Genomic DNA, 17,538 nt, shown 5'->3' with positions numbered 1-17,538 from the left:
GATACTGTCCGCGCCATGGCCTAGCCTCAGATCGTGACCATTCATCAGCTCTCGAAGCGAGATGCCCGGCGACTGGCCGTGCGCGCGCAGCTGCTGACCAACGAGCGGCCGGCTGATCTGTTCGAGGTTGTCCGCGGTCTGAACGTGCTGCAGCTCGACCAGACGGCGTACGTCGCGCCGAACGCCGATCTGGTGGCCTGGAGCCGGCTCGGTTCGTCGTACGACCCGGCGGAGCTGGCCGACGCGCTGGCCTCGCTCGAGCTGCTGGAGCTGCGCGGGTTCGTGCGCCTGCCGGAGACGCTGGCGCTGTTCCGGGCCGAGATGGCGGCGTGGCCGAGCGACGGGGAGCCGCTCGACTGGCAGGAGTACCGGCGGGACTGGGTGCGGGCGAACGAGGGCTGCCGCGTCGACATCCTCGAGCGGTTACGGCAGGACGGTCCGCTGGTGATGCGCGAGCTGCCGGACACCTGTGTGCGGCCGTGGAGGTCGAGCGGCTGGACCAACAACCGGAACGTGTCGCAGATGCTCGAGTTCATGATGCAGCGCGGCGAGGTGGCGATCGCCGGCCGCGACGGCCGGGACCGCCTGTGGGATCTGGCGTCTCGGGTCTACCCGGACGATCCGGCGGTGCCGATCGCGAAGGCGGCCCGGATCCGGGACGAGCAGCGGCTGCGTTCGATGGGCCTGCTGCGGGCGAAGGGACCGGCGTGCCCGGGCGAGCCGCTCGACGCCGGCGAGGCGGGGGAGCGGGTCGTCGTGGACGGCGTCCGCGGCGAGTGGCGGATCGATCCGGAGCTGCTCGACCGGCCGTTCACCGGGCGTACGGCGATCCTGTCGCCGCTGGACCGCTTGGTGTACGACCGGAAGCGGTTGCTGGAGATCTTCGACTTCGACTACCAGCTGGAGATGTACAAACCGGTCGCGAAGCGCAAATGGGGGTACTTCGCGTTGCCGATCCTGCACAACGACCGCCTGGTCGGGAAGCTCGACGCGATGTCGGACCGGAAGGCCGGCGTCTTCCGCGTCAACGCGATCCACGAGGACGAGCCGTTCTCCAAGACACTGACCGCCGCTGTCCACCGCGAGATCCGCGATCTCGCGAAGTGGCTGCGGCTGGAACTCGTGCTGAGCTCTTGACCTGCGGCTCTGTTCACGTAAACATCGCGGGGTGAGATCAACCGTCCGCAGTCTCCTCGCCGTCCTGTTGTGCTTCTTCGCGCTGTCCGCCGCGGCGCCCGGCGGGTCCGCCGCGGGTCCGCCGCGCACGAACGACTTCCGCGGCGTCAACTGGGCCGACCCGCGCGACAACTACGCCGACGACGCGGTCGTCCCGTCCGGGCTGAGTACGGCGGACGACTACGCGACGACGTACACCAAGGCGCTCGGGATCGTGGGGGAGTTCCGCAAGGAACTGAGGGCGAACACGATCCGGCTCCCGATCAACCCGTCGAGTGTGGGCACCGACTGGTGGCGCTCCTACCGCGCGGCGATCGACGCGGCGGCGGCCAGTGGTTTCAAGGTCATCCTCAGCTACTGGGAGGCCGACAACGCCAAGGACGGGCGAGTCGACGATCCGGCGGCGTACGCGGCGATGTGGGACACGGTGGTGAAGGCGTACCAGCGGAATCCGCACGTGTACTTCGAGCCGATGAACGAGCCGTTCGGGTACTCGCTGAACGAGTGGGTGTCGCTGACCTCGTCGTGGATCGCGCGGCACAGCGACGTCCCGCGCGGACGGATCGTGATCTCCGGGACGGGCTACAACGACAACGTGACCGGCGTCGGTGCGGCGCCGGAGCTGAACGGGACGTTGCTGTCCCTGCACTTCTACGGGTTCTGGGCCTCCGACACGACCGAGGCCGCCTGGCTGGCGAACCTGCGGCCGCGGATCGGTTCGTACGGCTGGCGGACGATCATCGACGAGGCCGGCTCACCGATGACGATCGGCCTGAACTACGGCAACCACGAGGGGAACGTCTACACGTCGTACCTGGCCGCGCTCACCCAGGTCGCCCGTGAGAACCAGATGGGCATCGTCTACTGGCCGGGTCTGCGCACCGGCGACTCGTACTCGATGACGACGCAGGTCGGGCCGGCCGATCTCCAGGTCAACAGCATCAGCGGACGCGACCAGCTGTGGTGGGGCTGGGGCCTCCTGCGGGACGAGCCGACGAACAGTGAACCGCCCGCCCCGCCTGGTGAGCCCCTGCGTGGCGTGGCCAGCAACCGCTGCGTCGACGTACCGGGCTTCTCGACCAGCCCAGGTACGGCGCTCGACCTGTGGGACTGCAACAACGGCGGGAACCAGTCGTGGAACCTCACCGCTGACAACCAGCTGACGGTCTACGCCGACAAGTGCATGACCGCGGGGACCTCGGCCGTGACCATCGAGACCTGCACCGGCGCCGCCGATCAGGTCTGGCAGCTCAACGCGGACCAGACCGTCACCTCGACCGCGGGCTGTCTGACAGCGAACGGGACGGGGAACGGCTCGGCCGTTGTCGTTGCTGCCTGCAACGGTTCCGCCGATCAGAAGTGGACCCGTTCCTGAGTCGATGAGTGCGTTCGATGGATTGGCCCCAGGTGGTGCCGGCCAGCATGAGGACCGCGCCGACGACGGCCGGGACGGTGAGGCGCTCACTGCCGAGGCTGATGCCGATGGCAACGGCCCAGATCGGCTCGGTGCCGAGTAGCAGGCTGGCTCGGCTGGCGGACGTGCGCTGCACCGCCCAGGTCTGGGCAAGGAAGGCGAAAACGCTGCAGAACAAGGCGAGATAGACCATCTGCAGCCAGGTGCCGATACCGGCGTGCGTCGGCAGGTGCGGTACGGCGGGCGCCACGAACAACGCCGTACCGACGAGGGTCTGGACCGTCGTCAACTGCAACGGGCGCACACCGACGGACAGGCGACCGACGAGTGTGACGTGACCCGCGCGGACGACTGCGGCAGCGAGCATGAGCAGGTCACCGGTGCCGGGGGAGTGGAGGCCGTCGGCGGACATCAACAGTCCGACGGCAACCATGCAGCTCCCGGCCGCGAGATAGAACCGCGGCGGCAGGCCGCGACCGTCGAGCAGCGGTGTGAGGACCAGCGTGAGGCTGATGATCAGTCCGGCGTTCGCGGCGGTGGTGTGCGTCACGCCGTACGTCTCCAGCACCAGGACCGACGCCTGCGTGAGGCCGAGGACCAGCCCGGCTTTCAGCTCCTTGCGGGTGATGCCGCGAACCAACGGGACCAGGGCAAGTGCGGAGATGGCGTAGCGGAGGAAGAGAACAGTCAGCACCGGTGCGCTGCTGGTCGCGGTCTTGGCGGCGAGATAGCTCGAACCCCAGACGACGGCGACCAGAAGCAGGACGAGATCGGTACGGCGGGATCCGGGCACGGGTTCAACGGTGAGGGCTCGCGTCGTTGAAGCCAAGTACCAATGTCTTCAGCAACGGTGTAGGACAGCTAAAGTATCTGGATGGACGAACGGCAGCTGCGAGTGCTCCGGGAGGTCGGCGAGCTGGGCAGCGTCACCGCGGCCGCCGAGGCGCTGCTCGTGACGCCGTCGGCGATCTCACAGCAGCTGCGGTTGCTGCAGCGATCGATCCCGGTGCCGCTGACCGAACGCGACGGTCGGAGGGTTGTGCTCACCGCGGCCGGACGCGCGTTGGCCGGGGCGGCCGCGGACGTGGAGTCGGCGCTGGCGCGGGCCCGTCAGGTAGTGGACGAGTTCGCCGAGCAGCCGGACGCGGTCGTGTCGGTCGCCGCGTTCCACAGTGCGGCCGCGGCGTTCTTTCCGTCGCTGTTGCAGGCGGAGGACGGGCCGCGGGTCAGCTTGCACGACGAAGACGTGCCGCAGGACGAGTTCCCGCCGTTGACCCGGGAGTACGACGTGGTTCTGGCGCATCGGCTGGATCATGCCGCCGCCTGGCCGCGGACCGTTGCGGTCACGCCGTTGCTGCATGAGCCGTTGGATGTCGCCGTACCTGTTGATCATCGGTTGGCGTCGAAGCCTGCGCTGTCGCCGCGGGATGTGGCGGGCGAGCCCTGGATCACGGTGCACGACGGGTTTCCGTTGATGGCGACGATCGAGGCGATCGGGGCGGCGGCCAACCGTCGGCTCGAACTGGTGCACCGCGTGAACGAGTTCACCGTGGTCGCCGAGCTGGTGGCCGCCGGCGCGGGGCTGGCGCTGATCCCGCGATGGACGGCCCGCTCGCATCCCGGCATCGTGCTCCTCCCGATGCGGGGCGTACATGCGCGACGGCACATCGACGCGCTGCATCGGCCGGAGCGCACGGCCCGGCGTGCGGTGCGTACAACACTCGCCAACCTCCAGGCCGCCGCCGCGACGATCCGCAAAACGTGACGCCGAACGACCTGATGTTCTACGAGTTCTGGTTGCTGGTGGGGACGATGTGGGCGTCCGGGCCCGGGAAGAACAGTGACTCGGTGTCGGTGTCATTCCAGTGCACGAGGTACGGCGGTGCGCCGTTCGGATCGTGCACCTCCACGATCTGCCCTTCGCGCCGGTGTGCCGACAGGTGGGTACTCTCCACCACGACCTGGTCCCCTGCTGCAGCTTTCACCACACTCACCTCCTCCACCCCAGCTTGGTCCCACCGAGCGACGCGCACCACCCCTCAGGACCTAGTGGATGTCGATGGCGAGTCGAGCGGCGAGTCCCGCGAAGATCGCCGCCGTGACGCGCTCGAGCCGCTGCCGGATCCTGCTCCCGGTGCGGAAGAACCTCTCGGTGAGCGTCCCGGCCAGCAGCGCAGCGCTCGCGTCGACGGGGAAGCCGACCAGGATGAACACCGCCCCGAGCACCAGGAACTGCACCGTCGCCGGCCAGCTGCCGCTCCCGGTCGTGATGAACTGCGGAACGAACGCCAGGTAGAACAGGATCACCTTAGGGTTCGCCAGATTGGTGAGCGTCGCCATCAGGTATGTCCGGCGCAGCGTCCGCCGGGGCAGCTCCGGTGCGTCCTCGGTCGCCCCGACCTCCTGCCGGCTCGCGCGCCAGGTCAGATAGGCCAGATAGAGCAGGAACGCCGCTCCCGCGATCCGTACACCGTTCAGGACCTGCGGAGCCGCCTGGATCAAGGCGCCCAGCCCGAGTGCTGCCGCAACGCTGTGCACTGCCAGGCCTGTCGACATCCCGGCCGCCGCGACGACCCCGGCACGTCGTCCGCCCACCGCCGCGTTCGCGACGATGAACAGCATGTCCGGTCCTGGTACGACGCTGACCAGGAAGACGGCTACCAGGAACCCGAGCACCACCGACACGTCCATGCATTCCATCCTGACCCACGGCTGCCGCCGGGTCGCCGGGGTTTCCGGTCTGTGGTCAGTTCGGGAGGGTGACGGTGGCCGTTGTGCCGCCGCTCGCCGAGGAGGTCAGGGCGATGGTGCCGTTGTGGGCGTGGGTGATCTCGCGGGCGATGGACAGGCCTAGTCCGGAGCCGCCGCTGGCGCGGGAGCGGCTGGTGTCGAGGCGGACGAAGCGTTCGAAGACGCGCTGCCGGTCCTGCTCGGGGATGCCGTCGCCGTCGTCCGACACCGTGATGATCGCGGAGCCGTTCTGCTCGGCCGCGGTCAGGTGGACCGTGGTGTGGGCGGCGCGGGCGGCGTTGTCGACGAGGTTCCGCAGTACCTGGCTCAACCGCGCCGGATCGCCGACGATCCGGACCGGATGGACGTCGCCGGTCACGGTCAGCTCAGGCGCCGAACTCCGCAGCCGCTGGATCTCGGCCGCGACCAGGTCGTCGAGATCCACGTCGACCTGCCGCATCCGGATACCGGTGTCGTCGGCCTTCGCGAGCAGCAGGAGATCCTCGACCAGCTGCCGCATCCGGTCGGTCTCGGTCGCCATCACCTGACGCAGCTCGTGCCACGCCTGCCCGGTGGTGTCCGCCTCGATGACTTCCAGCGCCGCGGTGAGCGTGGCCAACGGCGACCGCAACTCGTGGCTGGCGTCCGCCACGAACGCCCGCTGCGTCGCCTGCCCGGTCTCCAGCCGGTCGAGCATCTCGTTCATCGTCACCGCGAGGCGGGCGATCTCGTCCCGGGTCTGCGGCACCGGGACCCGCTCGGTCAGGTCCCGGGTTCCGATGCGCTGGACCCGGCCGCGGATCCGTTCCACCGGGCGCAGTGCCTGCCCGACCATCAGCCACCCGGCGACCCCGACCACGATCAGCAACGCGGGGAAGCCGATCGCCAGGTACTTCGCCACGGTCGCGACCGTCTGCCGCTGGGTCTCCACGGATGACGCGACCACCACGGTGTACGTGCGGCCGCCGTACGCCGTTCCCTGCGCGACGATCAGGAAGGAATGGTCGTCGTCGATCAGCGGCATCTCGCCGACCTGCGAGCGGAGCAGCGCATCGGCAGGTGGGCGGAGATCGGTGAGCGGCGTGGTGTCGACCCGGGTCGACGAGGCGGCGACGACCCGGCCGGACGGGTCGAGCACCTGGATCAGTTGGCCGGCGCGTGTGGTCTCGGCGAGGTCGTTCGTGAGTCCCGACGTACCTTTCGCGCTGACTTGCCGGGCTACGTCACCGACGCGACCTTCCGCGGCGTCGGAGACCTCGGTGATCAGGGCGCGCTGCAGGAGCAGCAGCAGCGCGGCCGCGCCGAGCATCATCGCGACGGCGACCACGATCACCGCGGCCGCGGTCGAGCGGCTCCGCACACTTGCCTGCCGCAGACCGCCGGCGGTCCGGTACCACCCGTCGACGCGACGTCGCACCACCGTACTCACGCACTCAGTCTGGCAGGCTCATCCGCCCTCGGGATTCAGCCGGTAGCCCATACCGCGGATGGTCTCGATCGCGTGCCGGGCGAACGGGGTGTCGATCTTCTTCCGCAGGTAGCGGACGTAGACCTCGACGACGTTCGGGTCGCCGTCGAAGGCCGGATCCCACACCCCGGCGAGGATCTCGGCCTTGCTGACGGTGTCCCCGCGGTGCCGCATCAGGAACTCCAGGAGCCCGTACTCGCGGGGCGTGAGGGTGATCTCCCGTCCGTCGCGCTCCACCCGCCGCCGGGCCACGTCGAGCGTCAGATCTCCGGCCGCCAGCACCACCGGGCGCTCCGGCCCGCCGCGCCGGATCAAGGCCCGCAGCCGGGCGACCAGGACCAGGAAGCTGAACGGCTTGGTCAGGTAGTCGTCGGCGCCGAGATCGAACGCGTCGGTCTGGTCGTACTCACCGTCCTTCGCGGTCAGCATCAGCACCGGCGTCCAGATCCCGCGCGCCCGGAGCACTTCGAGCACGCGGTACCCGTTCAGCTTCGGCAGCATGATGTCCAGCACGATCACGTCGTACTTGTGCTCGGTCGCGGCCCACACCGCGTTCTCGCCGTCGTGGACCAGTTCCACCACGAAACCGGCGTCGGTCAGCCCACGGTGCACCGTGTCGGCCAGCCGCAGTTCGTCCTCGACCATCAGCACTCGCATCCTCACAGTCTCACCGCAGACCCCTGAGAGTCCGCTGAGAGGTGACAACTTGACGCCGTGAAGTGGCCGTACCTACCGTTGTCGAAGCGCTTCGACAACCCGCCGAGAGAGGCTCGCTATGAAGTTCACCGATGGGTACTGGCAGCTGCGGGCGGGGCTCACCCGGCTACGGCCGGCTGAGGTCGAGAGTGTGCAGGCGGGGGACCGGGATCTGACCGTGTTCGCGCCGGCCAAGCGCATCGAGCGGCGTGGGGACACGCTCAACCAGCCGATGTTCACGGTGACGTTCTCCTCGCCGGCGCGCGGCGTGATCGGGGTCCGGATCGCGCACCATCTCGGCGGGTTGCCCGCACACCCGTCGTACCAGCTGAACACCGACTACGAGCATCCGGTGAAGGTCGAGGTCGGTGCCGCCGAGGCGCGGCTGACCTCCGGCGAGCTGAGCGTGGTGATCGCGCTCGACGGGCCGTGGGACGTGCGCTTCGAGCAGGACGGGAAGCCGCTGACGAACTCGGGGGAGCGCAGTATCGGTCTGATCACCGATGCCGACGGCAAGCATTACGTGCACGAGCAGCTGGCGCTCGGCGTCGGCGAGACGATCTACGGGCTCGGTGAGCGGTTCGGCGCGTTCGTCAAGAACGGTCAGGTGGTCGACAGCTGGAACGCCGACGGCGGTACGTCGAGCGAGCAGGCGTACAAGAACGTCCCCTTCTACCTGAGCAGCAAGGGGTACGGCGTACTTGTCGACAACCCCGCCCGCGTGTCGTTCGAGGTCGGCTCGGAGGTGACGTCGCGCAACCAGTTCAGCGTCGAAGGCGAGGAGCTCGCGTACTACGTCTTTGCCGGCCCGACGCCGAAGGACGTGCTGCGCCGATACACCGGCCTCACCGGACGGCCCGCCCGCGTCCCCGCCTGGTCGATGGGGTTGTGGTTGTCGACCTCGTTCACCACCGACTACACCGAGGAGACCACGAGTGCGTTCGTCGACGGGATGGCCGAGCGCGACCTCCCGTTGAGCGTCTTCCATTTCGACTGTTTCTGGATGCGGCAGTTCCACTGGTGCGACTTCGTCTGGGACCCGATCGCGTTCCCGGATCCGGCCGGGATGGTTCGCCGCCTGAAGGAGCGCGGTCTGCGGGTCAGCCTGTGGATCAACCCGTACATCGCGCAGCGCTCGGTGCTGTTCGAGGAGGGCCGCCGGCTCGGGTACCTGCTGAAGCGCCCGGACGGCTCGGTCTGGCAGTGGGACCTGTGGCAGGCGGGGATGGCGATCGTCGACTTCACCAACCCGGACGCGACCGCGTGGTTCCGTTCGAAGCTGCAGGCCCTGATCGACATCGGCGTCGACTGTTTCAAGACCGACTTCGGCGAACGCATCCCGACGGACGTCGTCTGGTACGACGGTTCCGACCCGGACCGGATGCACAACTACTACGCGCAGCTCTACAACGCGGCCGTGTTCGGACTGCTCGAGGAGAACCGGGGACAGGGCGACGCGGTCCTGTTCGCGCGCTCCGCGACGGCCGGCGGGCAGCAGTTCCCGGTGCACTGGGGCGGCGACTGCGAGTCGACGTTCGAGGCGATGGCGGAATCGCTGCGCGGCGGGTTGTCGCTGGCCTCGTCGGGATTCGGCTACTGGAGTCACGACATCGGCGGGTTCGAGGGCACGCCGGATCCCGCGATCTTCAAGCGCTGGGTGGCGTTCGGGTTGCTCTCGTCGCATTCGAGGCTGCACGGTTCGTCGTCGTACCGGGTGCCGTGGGCGTTCGACGAGGAGGCGGTCGACGTACTGCGGAAGTTCACCAAGCTGAAGCTGTCATTGATGCCGTACCTGGTCGCGGCCGCCGAAGAGGCGCATCGTGACGGGGTGCCGATGATGCGGCCGATGGTGCTGGAGTTCCCGGACGATCCTGCGGTGGCCTATCTGGACCGCCAGTACCTGCTGGGACCGGACCTGCTCGTCGCGCCGGTGATGAGCTTCGACGGCGAGGTCTCGTTCTACCTGCCGCAGGGGCGGTGGACGTCGCTGCTGACCGGTGAGGTGGTGACCGGACCGGCGTGGGTGCAGCAGACGCACGGGTTCGATTCCGTGCCGCTGTTCGTGCGGGAGGGCGCGGTGATCCCGATCGGTGCCGTCGACGACCGGCCCGAGTACGACTGGGCAGACGGCGTGGAACTGCGCTGGTTCGAGCCGGCCGACGGACAGGTCTCCACGGTCACGCTCGGAGATGTCGTGATCGAGCTGGCGTACCGGGCCGGAGAGGTCGAGTCCCGCGTGGTCGAAGGCTCTTGCGAGCGCTACACGGTCAAGCTCTCCAGTACGACGTCGGCCGCGGAGAACACCGCGTAGAGCGTGTGTACTCCGGTCACCGGGGCGAGCTCGCCCGCGATTTCGACGAGCTCGTCCGTCGGTGACACCTGCACGGTGCTCAGGAGCTCACCGTGCAACGGATCGTCCAGACGGAGCTCGATGGTGGCGAGTCGGTCGCCGCGGTTGGCGACGCGGGCCTGGTACGTCGTCGGTTCGAGCATGAGGTCGTCGAAGGCCAACCAGGCTTGCGGGTCCAGCGAGACCACCGCGTCGCCGCGGTCACGTGATGCGGTGGTCAGCGTGACGGCGCAGTAGTCGTCGAAGCTGGTAGCGGCAAGGTGGGTGAGCGTTCGGGGCGGGATCTCCTCGCCGCGCACGTCGAGGGTCGCGGTCAGTCGCAGATCGGTGCTGGACCGGCCGATCATGATGCTGTGCCGAGCTGTCTCGACACAACGCCGGTCGCGCGTCACGTCCCAGAAACCGAGGTCCGCCGCGGCCACGGTCAGCTCGACCTCCACGGTCTCGCCCGGCTCGAGCGCCACGTTGCGGAAGCCGCGCAGCTGCCGCAACGGTTGCTTGACCCGTGAACGCTGCTGCCTCGTGTACAGCTGAGCGATCTCCGTGCCCGGGCGATCACCTGTATTGGTGACGGTGCACCTGACGCGAACCTCTCCGTCCGCCGAGACGGACGGGGTACTCAGCTGCAGGTCGCCGTACGCGAAGGTGGTGTAGCTGAGGCCGTGGCCGAAGGGATAGAGCGGTGTGCCCCGGTAGTACAGGTACGTCGCGTCGGTCGCGATGATGTCGTAGTCGAGCAGACCGGGCAGGTCCGCGGCCGAGTGGTACCAGGTCTGGGGCAGCCGGCCCGCGGGGTCGTGGTCGCCGAAGAGTACGTCGGCGAGCGCGCGACCGTACTCCTGCCCGCCGTGCGCGGACCACAGGATCGCCGGAAGGTGCTGCTGCGCCCAGCCGATCGCGTACGGGTAGCTGCTGCTCAGGACCAGCACAGTTCGCGGGTTCGCCGCGTACACCTGCCGGATCAGACGGTCCTGCGCACGCGGCAGGTCCAGGGTCTCCCGGTCCTCGGTCTCGCGACCGTTCACCAACGGGTGGTTGCCCGCGACCACAATCGTGATGTCCGCACGGGCGGCCAGCTCAGCAGCCGTCGCCGCGCCGTCGACCACCACGTCGAGCTCGAACGCGGTTCCTTCCTCCGCCAGCCCGACCGTGCCGTCCGGGCCGACGCGGAGGTACCCGCCGCTGTGCAGGTGCTGGACGAGGAGCGTGTTCGAGGACTGGACGAGCCTGAAGGTCTCCTTGACCTCCCAGCCGTTCGGACCCGGCTGGTCCGCGACCAGTTCGCCGTCGTCGGTGGCGGTCAGATGCCGGCCGTTCCGGACCGAGCGCAGCGCCCAGGCGTTCCCACCCCAGTCGAACAGATCGAACTCGCCGGCGTCCGTGCTGGTCCGCAACACTGCGTCGGCGCCGACGCAGAGGTACGACGCCGAGCCCGCGATCCGGAGCGTGATCCGATCGACGCCCTCGCAGTACTCGACCTGGCCGAGGCGTTCCTTGATGCCGTCCAGCGCGGTCACCTGGTAGGGCAGGGTCCCGGCGTACCAGTCCTCCGTGAGCGTGCCCGCGAGTGGACCGACCACGGCGACGCGCGTCGAGGTGCTGAGCGGCAGGACCTGGTCGTCGTGTTTGAGCAGCACGATCGCCTGGCGGGCCGCGTCCTGGGCGAGCCGGCGGTGGGTCGGGCAGTTGACCAGTTCAGGTTCGAGCGCATGGTACGGATCGAGCTCGGGCGGATCGAACTCACCCAGCCGGAACCGGATCGCGAGCGCTCGCCGTACGGCGGTGTCGAGATCCGCGGTCGTGATCAGCCCGCGGTCGAGGGCCGTGGTCAGCCGCTCGATGGTCGGGGCGGCGTCTTCGCCGTCCTGGGTAAAGCTGTCCACGCCCGCCTTGAGCGCGGCGGCGTACCCGGTCGGTCCGTCGGGCAGGTACTGCTGCAGGCCGAACAGGTTGGCCGGCGCGTAGGCGTCGCTGACCACCAGCACCTCGTCGGTCGTCCACGTGCGGAGGACGTCGTTGATGAGCGGGCTGAGGTGGGCGGGCCGTCCGTTCACCAGGTTGTACGACGGCATCACCGCGACCGCCGCACCCGCTTCGATCGGCGCGCGGAACGCCGGCAGCTCGTAGTCGTGCAGGACCCGCGGAGGCAGGTTGCTCGACGTCGTGCACCGGTCGGTCTCGTTGTTGTAGGCAAGGAAATGCTTCAGGGTCGGAGCAGTCTTCAGGTACGTCGGGTCGTCGCCGGCCAGACCGTGTCCGTACGCGGTCGCGATCACCCCGGTCAGCCAGGGATCCTCGGCGTACCCCTCCTCGTTGCGGCCCCAGCGCGGGTCGCGCAACGGGTTGACGACCGGTGCCCAGACGTTGAGGCCGACGCCGGCCGGGTCCTTCCGGTGGAACACCCGGACCTCGTCGCCGACGGCGGCGCCGACCGCGCGCACGAGGTCGGGGCTCCAGCTCGTGGCCAGGCCGATCGCCTGCGGGAAGACGGTCGCCGGACCGTGCCAGGCGACACCGTGCAGGGCCTCGGTGCCGGTGCGGAACGCCTCCACGCCGAGCCGGGCGACGGGCGGCTGGTACTGGTGCAGGAACGCGAGCTTCTCGTCCGGGGTGAGCCGGGCGAGCAGGTCGTCGATCCGCGTGTCGATCGGCCGGGCCGGGTCGCGGAACGGGGGAGAAGCTGGAGTACTCATCGGCGGTCGACTCCACGGGCTGGTGTCGAAGCGCTTCGATAAAACCGGGCGGCGGAGGGCTGATCGAAGCGCTTCGACAGACGGGCGTGAACAGAGGGTTGCATCCCGGGCGCTGACGGTCAAGACCTCAACGTGGGGAGGGTAACGCTTTCCGGAGGGCTCAGCGGGCCGGCAGTCGACCGCGGGTCAGCGGGGTGAGGGCGTGGGCGGTGGCACCCAGGGGAGTGGCGGTGTGCGGGAAGGCGGACGCGGCGATGGTGCACCCCCCGGCGTCGGGCGCGATGCTGGCTTCACGGAGCGCCTTGTCGATGGCCGGCGACAGGTGCTCGGCGAGCAGTGCGTAGGCGCCGCCGAGCAGCACGACCTCGGGGTTGAGGATGTTCACCAGTGCGGCGATCCCGTGGCCGAGGTGGGTTCCGGCCTCGGTGAGCACCTTCGTGACGGCGGCGTCCTGGGCGTCGGCGCGCCGGATCAGCGTCTCGAGCTGGTGCTGCGGGTCGTCGTCGATGCTGCCGTCTACCTGCTCCAGGATCGCCGGCAGGCTGGCGAGCGCCTCGAGGCATCCGCGGCGTCCGCAACCACACGCGGGTCCGTCCGGGACCAGACGCAGGTGCCCGATCTCGCCGACGTACCCGAGATGTCCCGCGAGCGGCCGGCCGTCAACGATGATGCCCGCGCCGACCCCCGTGTCGCCGGTGAGCTGGATGAGGTTCGCCGTACCGGCGTAAGGGCCGTAGAGATGCTCGGCCAGCACGCCCAGTGAGGCGTCGTTGTCGACCGTCACCGGGATGTCCGGCCGCCCGAGCGTCGCCGCGAGCTCGGCCCGCAGCGGTACGTCGCTCCAGCCGAGTCCGGCAGCCAGTACGACGGCGCCGTCGCGGTTGACCAGGCCAGGTACGCCGACCGTGATGCCGAGAACCTGGCGGCCGGAGGACTGCACGGTCGAGATCGCCCGGCGGGCCAGTGCGACCACGGCCGCGATGGTCTTCGCCGGGCCGGCGTCGACGCCCGGTCCGGCGCGATGCCAGCGCAGGATCTGCTCACCGGCCGCGTCGCAGCCGAGCGCGGTCAGGCCGCGCGCGCCGATCTCGAGCCCGATCGTCGCGTACGCCGAGCCGTCGAGCACGAGCAGCGTCGCCGGGCGGCCGACGTGGTTCTGGGTCTGCTGCGTCTCGCGGACCAGCCGGCGTTCCAGCAGCTCGCCGACGATGCTCGTCACGGTCGCCTTGTTCAGCCCGGTCCCGGCCGCGATCGCGGCCCGCGAGCACGGGGCTTCCCGGCGCAGGTAGCCGAGCACCGCCGCCAGGTTGGTGGCGCGGATGTCGGTGTGGTCCGCGGTCTGTGTGATCAAGGTCCGTCCCGTCGAAAGAAGTTCTGGGTCAGTTCTACACCTTGCCGGGCTGTCGGCTCTGCGTTAATTTGTTTGGCTACTAGCCCAACTAAGTCTAGGGGATGCACCGTGACCGGACCAGTGATCGGCGGCACCAGCCGCCGCACCTTCATCTCCCTGCTCGGCGCCGGCGCGGCGGCGGCCGCGGGCGGGGCGACGCTGACCGGATGCTCGAACGGCGGTTCGGGGTCCAGTACGACGGGCCGCGCCGAGACCGAGGACAAACTGTCCGGCCTGCTGCCGAAGTACATCCCGTACGAGTCGGTCAAGCCGGACCTGCCGGGCGAGAACGGCGCTTCGCCGGGCTACTCGCACTACCCGGCCGAGCTCAAGCGTGCGGTGCCGGACAAGATGGTGCCGAGCGGCAAGGAAGTAACGGCGATGACGCCGCTGTGGAGCCCGATCCCGCCGCTGGCCGGCAATTCGTACTTCGAGGCGAACAACGAACGCATCGGCGCGCCGGTCAAGTTCAACATCCTGAACGGCAACGACTACGGGGACAAGCTCGGCCCGATCCTTGCGGCCGGCAACGTTCCGGAGCTGCTCTGCATCCCGGGCTGGAACATCTCCAGCCTGACCCGGTTCGGCCAGGCCGCGGACAAGTTGTTCGAGGACCTCACACCGCACCTGGCCGGCGACAAGGTGTCGGCGTACCCGATGCTGGCGAACCTGCCGACCCGGGCCTGGGCGTACGGCGTCTGGAACTCGCAGCTGAAGGCCGTGCCGTTCCCGTCGGACGGCTTTCCCTGGATGCTGATGTACCGCAAGGACATCCTCGACCAGCTCGGCGCGGAGCCGCCGAAGAACTCCGACGACCTGTTGGCGCTGGGCAAGCAACTGACCGACGCGAAGGCGGGCCGATGGGCGTTCGGCTCGGTCGCCGACGAGGTCCACCGGGCGTTCGGCGTGCCGGGCGGCTGGATCAAGGACTCCGGCGGCAAGCTGGTCAACAAGATCGAGACACCGCAGTTCGAGGAGGCGGTGGCGTTCATCCGGAGGCTGTTCCAGTCGGGGTACGTGCACCCGGAAGTGGTCGCGAACGCCGGCGCGGACGAGAACGCGCTGTTCGAGGGCGGCAAGTTCCTGATCCGGCAGAACGGGCCGGGAGGCTGGCACGAGTCGCTGCAACGCCAGCAGACGGCCAACCCGAAGTTCAACCCGCAGCCGGTGATGCCGTTCGCGCACGACGGCGGTACGCCGATCACATGGGGCGGCGACCCCGCCGGCATCTTCACCTTCGTGAAGAAGGGGCTCGGCGAGGAGCGCGTGAAGGAGCTGCTCGGAGTGATGAACTACACGGCCGCGCCGTTCGGGACCGAGGAGTACCAGCTCTACAACTACGGCGTCGAGGGCAAGCACTACACGAAGCAGCCGTCCGGTGCCCCGAAGCTCACCGCCCTGGGACAGAAGGAGGTCTCGCAGACGTACATCTTCCTGGGCGGCCGTCCGACGGCGATCACCGAGAGCGAGTACCCGGGGTACGTCGAGTCGATGAGCGCGTGGCAGAACGCGTCCGCGAAGGTCCGGGAGAAGAACCTGTTCGACGGGATCCGGGTCGAGCAGCCGGCCAAGATGGCGGCGCTGAACCAGCCGTTCGACGATGCCCTGCAGGACATCTACCGCGGTCGCAAGCCGATCAGCGAGCTGAAGACCGCCGTCAAGCAGTGGCAGGACAACGGCGGCAACGAAGGCCGCGAGTTCTACGCGAAGGTGCTCAGTGACAACGGTCGTTAAGCCTCCGGCGCAGGCGGAGCGCCTACCCGATGCCAAGCGGACGTCCCGGCGCCACAAGCGCGGTCGCGCGGGGGGGATGAGTTTCACCCATCGCCTCCGCCGGGACTGGCCGCTGCTGGTGATGGTCCTGCCGGTGGTGGTGCTGCTGGGCGTCTTCCACTACTTCCCGACGCTCGGGAACGTGATCGCCTTCCAGGACTACTCGCCGTACGCCGGGATTCGCGGCAGCGAGTTCATCGGGTTCGGGAACTTCCAGCGGATGTTCGCCGAACCCGCCTTCTGGAAGGCGGTCGCGAACACCGTCTCGATCACCGCGGTCCAGCTCGCGTTCTTCTTCCCGATCCCGATCGCCCTGGCGCTGCTGCTGAACAGCGTCCTGTCGTCGAAGCTCCGCAACCTCATCCAGGGCGTCGTCTACCTGCCGCACTTCTTCTCGTGGGTGCTGGTCGTGTCGCTGTTCCAGCAGATGATCGGCGGCGCCGGCCTGCTCGCCCAGACCTTGCGCGACCACGGGCACCAGGCGGTCGACCTGATGACGAAACCGGACACGTTCATCCTGCTCGTCACCGCGCAGGCCGTCTGGAAGGACGCCGGCTGGGGCATGATCGTGTTCCTCGCGGCTCTGTCGACCATCAGCCCGGAGCTCTACGAGTCCGCCGCGGCCGACGGCGCGAACCGCTGGCGACGGCTCTGGCACATCACGCTGCCGGGTCTGCGCCCGGTGATCGTCCTGCTGCTGATCCTGCGACTGGGTGACGCGCTGACGGTCGGGTTCGAGCAGTTCATCCTGCAACGCAGCGCCGTCGGCGGCGGCGCCGCGGAGGTACTCGACACGTACGTCTACTACCAGGGCCTGCTCGTCGGCGACTTCGGCTACGGCGCCGCGGCCGGCCTCTTCAAGGGCGTCGTCGGCCTCGTCCTCGTCCTGGTGGCCAACCGATTCGCGCACATGGTGGGCGAGCAGGGGGTGTATTCCAAGTCATGAGTGCACGAGCTGTCTGGGAGGAAGAACCGACCCCGGTCGGGCGGTTCGGGAAACCGGTGGTGCTGGCGTTGATCGCGCTGGCGGTCGCGTTTCCGTTGTACGTCGTGGTGGTGACGAGCCTGTCCTCGACGGAGGCCGTGACCCGAGCCGGCGGGCTGGTCGTCGTACCACGGGAACTGACGGTTGCGGCGTACGTGCAGTTGCTCTCCGGCGGAGTGGTGACGAAGGCGTTGCTGATCAGTGTCGGGATCACCGCGATCGGTACGGCGTTCAGCCTCGGGATCACCGTGCTCGCGGCGTACGGGTTGTCGCGGCCGGGATCGTTGTTCCACCGGCCGCTGCTGTTCATCGTGCTGCTGACGTTCCTGTTCGGGCCGGGCATCATCCCGAGCTATCTCGTCGTCAACGCGCTCGGGCTGATCGACCACTACGCGTCGCTGATCCTGCCGGCCGCGATCTCGGCGTTCAACCTGATCGTGATGCGGTCGTTCTTCATGGGTATCCCGACCGAGCTGATCGACAGTGCCCGGATCGACGGGGCCGGCGAGTTCGCGATCCTGCGGCGGATCGTGCTGCCGTTGTCGAAGGCGGTGGTCGCCGTGGTCGGACTGTTCTACGCGGTCGGTTACTGGAACGCGTTCTTCAACGCGTTGCTGTACATCAACGACAACAGCAAGTGGCCGCTGCAGATGGTGCTGCGGACCTACATCGTGCAGCAGCAGCCGCTGCCGACGGGTGCCGGCGGAGTGGCGACCGGTATCGCGGGCCTGTCACCGGCGCCCGGTCTGGCGATCAAGATGGCGATCGTGGTGATCGCGATCGTGCCGGTCCTGCTCGTCTACCCGTTCATCCAGCGGCATTTCCAGAAAGGCGTCATCATCGGCGCGGTGAAGGGATGAGGT

Annotated in this window: 14 protein-coding genes; 7 read left to right on the top strand and 7 right to left on the bottom strand. The window is 68.8% G+C overall.

Annotation, left to right across the window (positions count from 1 at the left end):
• Positions 1 to 33 precede the first annotated feature (33 nt).
• Together EV647_RS22295 and EV647_RS22290 are read left to right on the top strand one after the other, a co-directional pair.
• Positions 34 to 1,137 carry a DNA glycosylase AlkZ-like family protein gene (locus EV647_RS22295; protein WP_134005803.1) on the top strand — a complete coding sequence of 368 codons (1,104 nt, stop codon included), beginning with the start codon at positions 34 to 36 and terminating at the stop codon, positions 1,135 to 1,137.
• A 31-nt stretch (positions 1,138 to 1,168) separates the two neighbouring features.
• On the top strand, positions 1,169 to 2,551 hold the full coding sequence (locus tag EV647_RS22290; RefSeq protein WP_134005801.1) for a ricin-type beta-trefoil lectin domain protein: 1,383 nt from the start codon (positions 1,169 to 1,171) through the stop codon (positions 2,549 to 2,551).
• On the opposite strand, the gene EV647_RS22285 is transcribed toward EV647_RS22290, so the two are convergent.
• Entirely contained in the window at positions 2,445 to 3,383 is a 939-nt protein-coding gene (locus EV647_RS22285) for a DMT family transporter (RefSeq protein WP_134005799.1), read from the bottom strand. The genes EV647_RS22290 and EV647_RS22285 overlap by 107 nt on opposite strands.
• A gap of 81 nt (positions 3,384 to 3,464) precedes the next feature.
• Here EV647_RS22285 and EV647_RS22280 point away from each other — a divergent pair, with 81 nt between their 5' ends.
• Positions 3,465 to 4,355 (top strand): LysR family transcriptional regulator, encoded by an 891-nt coding sequence (locus EV647_RS22280; protein WP_134005797.1) that lies wholly within the window; start codon positions 3,465 to 3,467, stop codon positions 4,353 to 4,355.
• Between the two features lie 19 nt (positions 4,356 to 4,374).
• Here the strand turns inward: EV647_RS22280 and EV647_RS22275 are convergent, their stop codons facing one another.
• From EV647_RS22275 to EV647_RS22260, 4 genes are all read right to left on the bottom strand, one after another.
• On the bottom strand, positions 4,375 to 4,575 hold the full coding sequence (locus tag EV647_RS22275) for a DUF1918 domain-containing protein (RefSeq protein ID WP_134005795.1): 201 nt from the start codon (positions 4,573 to 4,575) through the stop codon (positions 4,375 to 4,377).
• A gap of 61 nt (positions 4,576 to 4,636) precedes the next feature.
• Complete coding sequence (locus tag EV647_RS22270) at positions 4,637 to 5,281, bottom strand: LysE family translocator (protein ID WP_134005793.1); 645 nt, start codon at positions 5,279 to 5,281, stop codon at positions 4,637 to 4,639.
• 55 nt (positions 5,282 to 5,336) lie between these two features.
• The gene (locus EV647_RS22265; RefSeq protein WP_134005791.1) at positions 5,337 to 6,749 is read right to left on the bottom strand and encodes a HAMP domain-containing sensor histidine kinase; all 1,413 of its coding nucleotides are present in this window, start codon (positions 6,747 to 6,749) and stop codon (positions 5,337 to 5,339) included.
• Positions 6,750 to 6,767: 18 nt separating this feature from the next.
• Positions 6,768 to 7,445: a response regulator transcription factor gene (locus EV647_RS22260; protein WP_134005789.1), complete on the bottom strand. Its 678-nt coding sequence runs from the start codon at positions 7,443 to 7,445 to the stop codon at positions 6,768 to 6,770.
• A 118-nt stretch (positions 7,446 to 7,563) separates the two neighbouring features.
• Here EV647_RS22260 and yicI point away from each other — a divergent pair, with 118 nt between their 5' ends.
• The gene (gene yicI / locus EV647_RS22255; protein WP_134005787.1) at positions 7,564 to 9,795 is read left to right on the top strand and encodes an alpha-xylosidase; all 2,232 of its coding nucleotides are present in this window, start codon (positions 7,564 to 7,566) and stop codon (positions 9,793 to 9,795) included.
• On the opposite strand, the gene EV647_RS22250 is transcribed toward yicI, so the two are convergent.
• Together EV647_RS22250 and EV647_RS22245 are read right to left on the bottom strand one after the other, a co-directional pair.
• A complete protein-coding gene (locus EV647_RS22250) occupies positions 9,744 to 12,527 on the bottom strand; it encodes a glycoside hydrolase family 3 protein (protein WP_134005785.1) in 2,784 nt (927 codons plus the stop codon). The genes yicI and EV647_RS22250 overlap by 52 nt on opposite strands.
• Before the next feature lie 160 nt (positions 12,528 to 12,687).
• Positions 12,688 to 13,878, bottom strand: a complete 1,191-nt coding sequence (locus EV647_RS22245; protein ID WP_134005783.1) for an ROK family transcriptional regulator — start codon at positions 13,876 to 13,878, stop codon at positions 12,688 to 12,690.
• A gap of 108 nt (positions 13,879 to 13,986) precedes the next feature.
• Here EV647_RS22245 and EV647_RS22240 point away from each other — a divergent pair, with 108 nt between their 5' ends.
• The 3 genes from EV647_RS22240 to EV647_RS22230 all read left to right on the top strand — a co-directional run bounded on the left by EV647_RS22240 (position 13,987) and on the right by EV647_RS22230 (position 17,535).
• Entirely contained in the window at positions 13,987 to 15,651 is a 1,665-nt protein-coding gene (locus EV647_RS22240; protein WP_134005781.1) for an extracellular solute-binding protein, read from the top strand.
• A 76-nt stretch (positions 15,652 to 15,727) separates the two neighbouring features.
• Positions 15,728 to 16,636: a sugar ABC transporter permease gene (locus EV647_RS22235; RefSeq protein WP_133789006.1), complete on the top strand. Its 909-nt coding sequence runs from the start codon at positions 15,728 to 15,730 to the stop codon at positions 16,634 to 16,636.
• On the top strand, positions 16,633 to 17,535 hold the full coding sequence (locus EV647_RS22230) for a carbohydrate ABC transporter permease (RefSeq protein WP_134005780.1): 903 nt from the start codon (positions 16,633 to 16,635) through the stop codon (positions 17,533 to 17,535). The genes EV647_RS22235 and EV647_RS22230 overlap by 4 nt, the downstream gene beginning before the upstream one ends.
• Positions 17,536 to 17,538 lie beyond the last annotated feature (3 nt).

The organism is Kribbella sp. VKM Ac-2566 (genome assembly GCF_004366005.1).
In the GTDB taxonomy this organism is placed as follows: domain Bacteria; phylum Actinomycetota; class Actinomycetes; order Propionibacteriales; family Kribbellaceae; genus Kribbella; species Kribbella pratensis.
The sequence above is the reverse complement of the archived record's forward strand: the minus strand, read 5'-3'. Positions and strand labels throughout refer to the sequence as shown.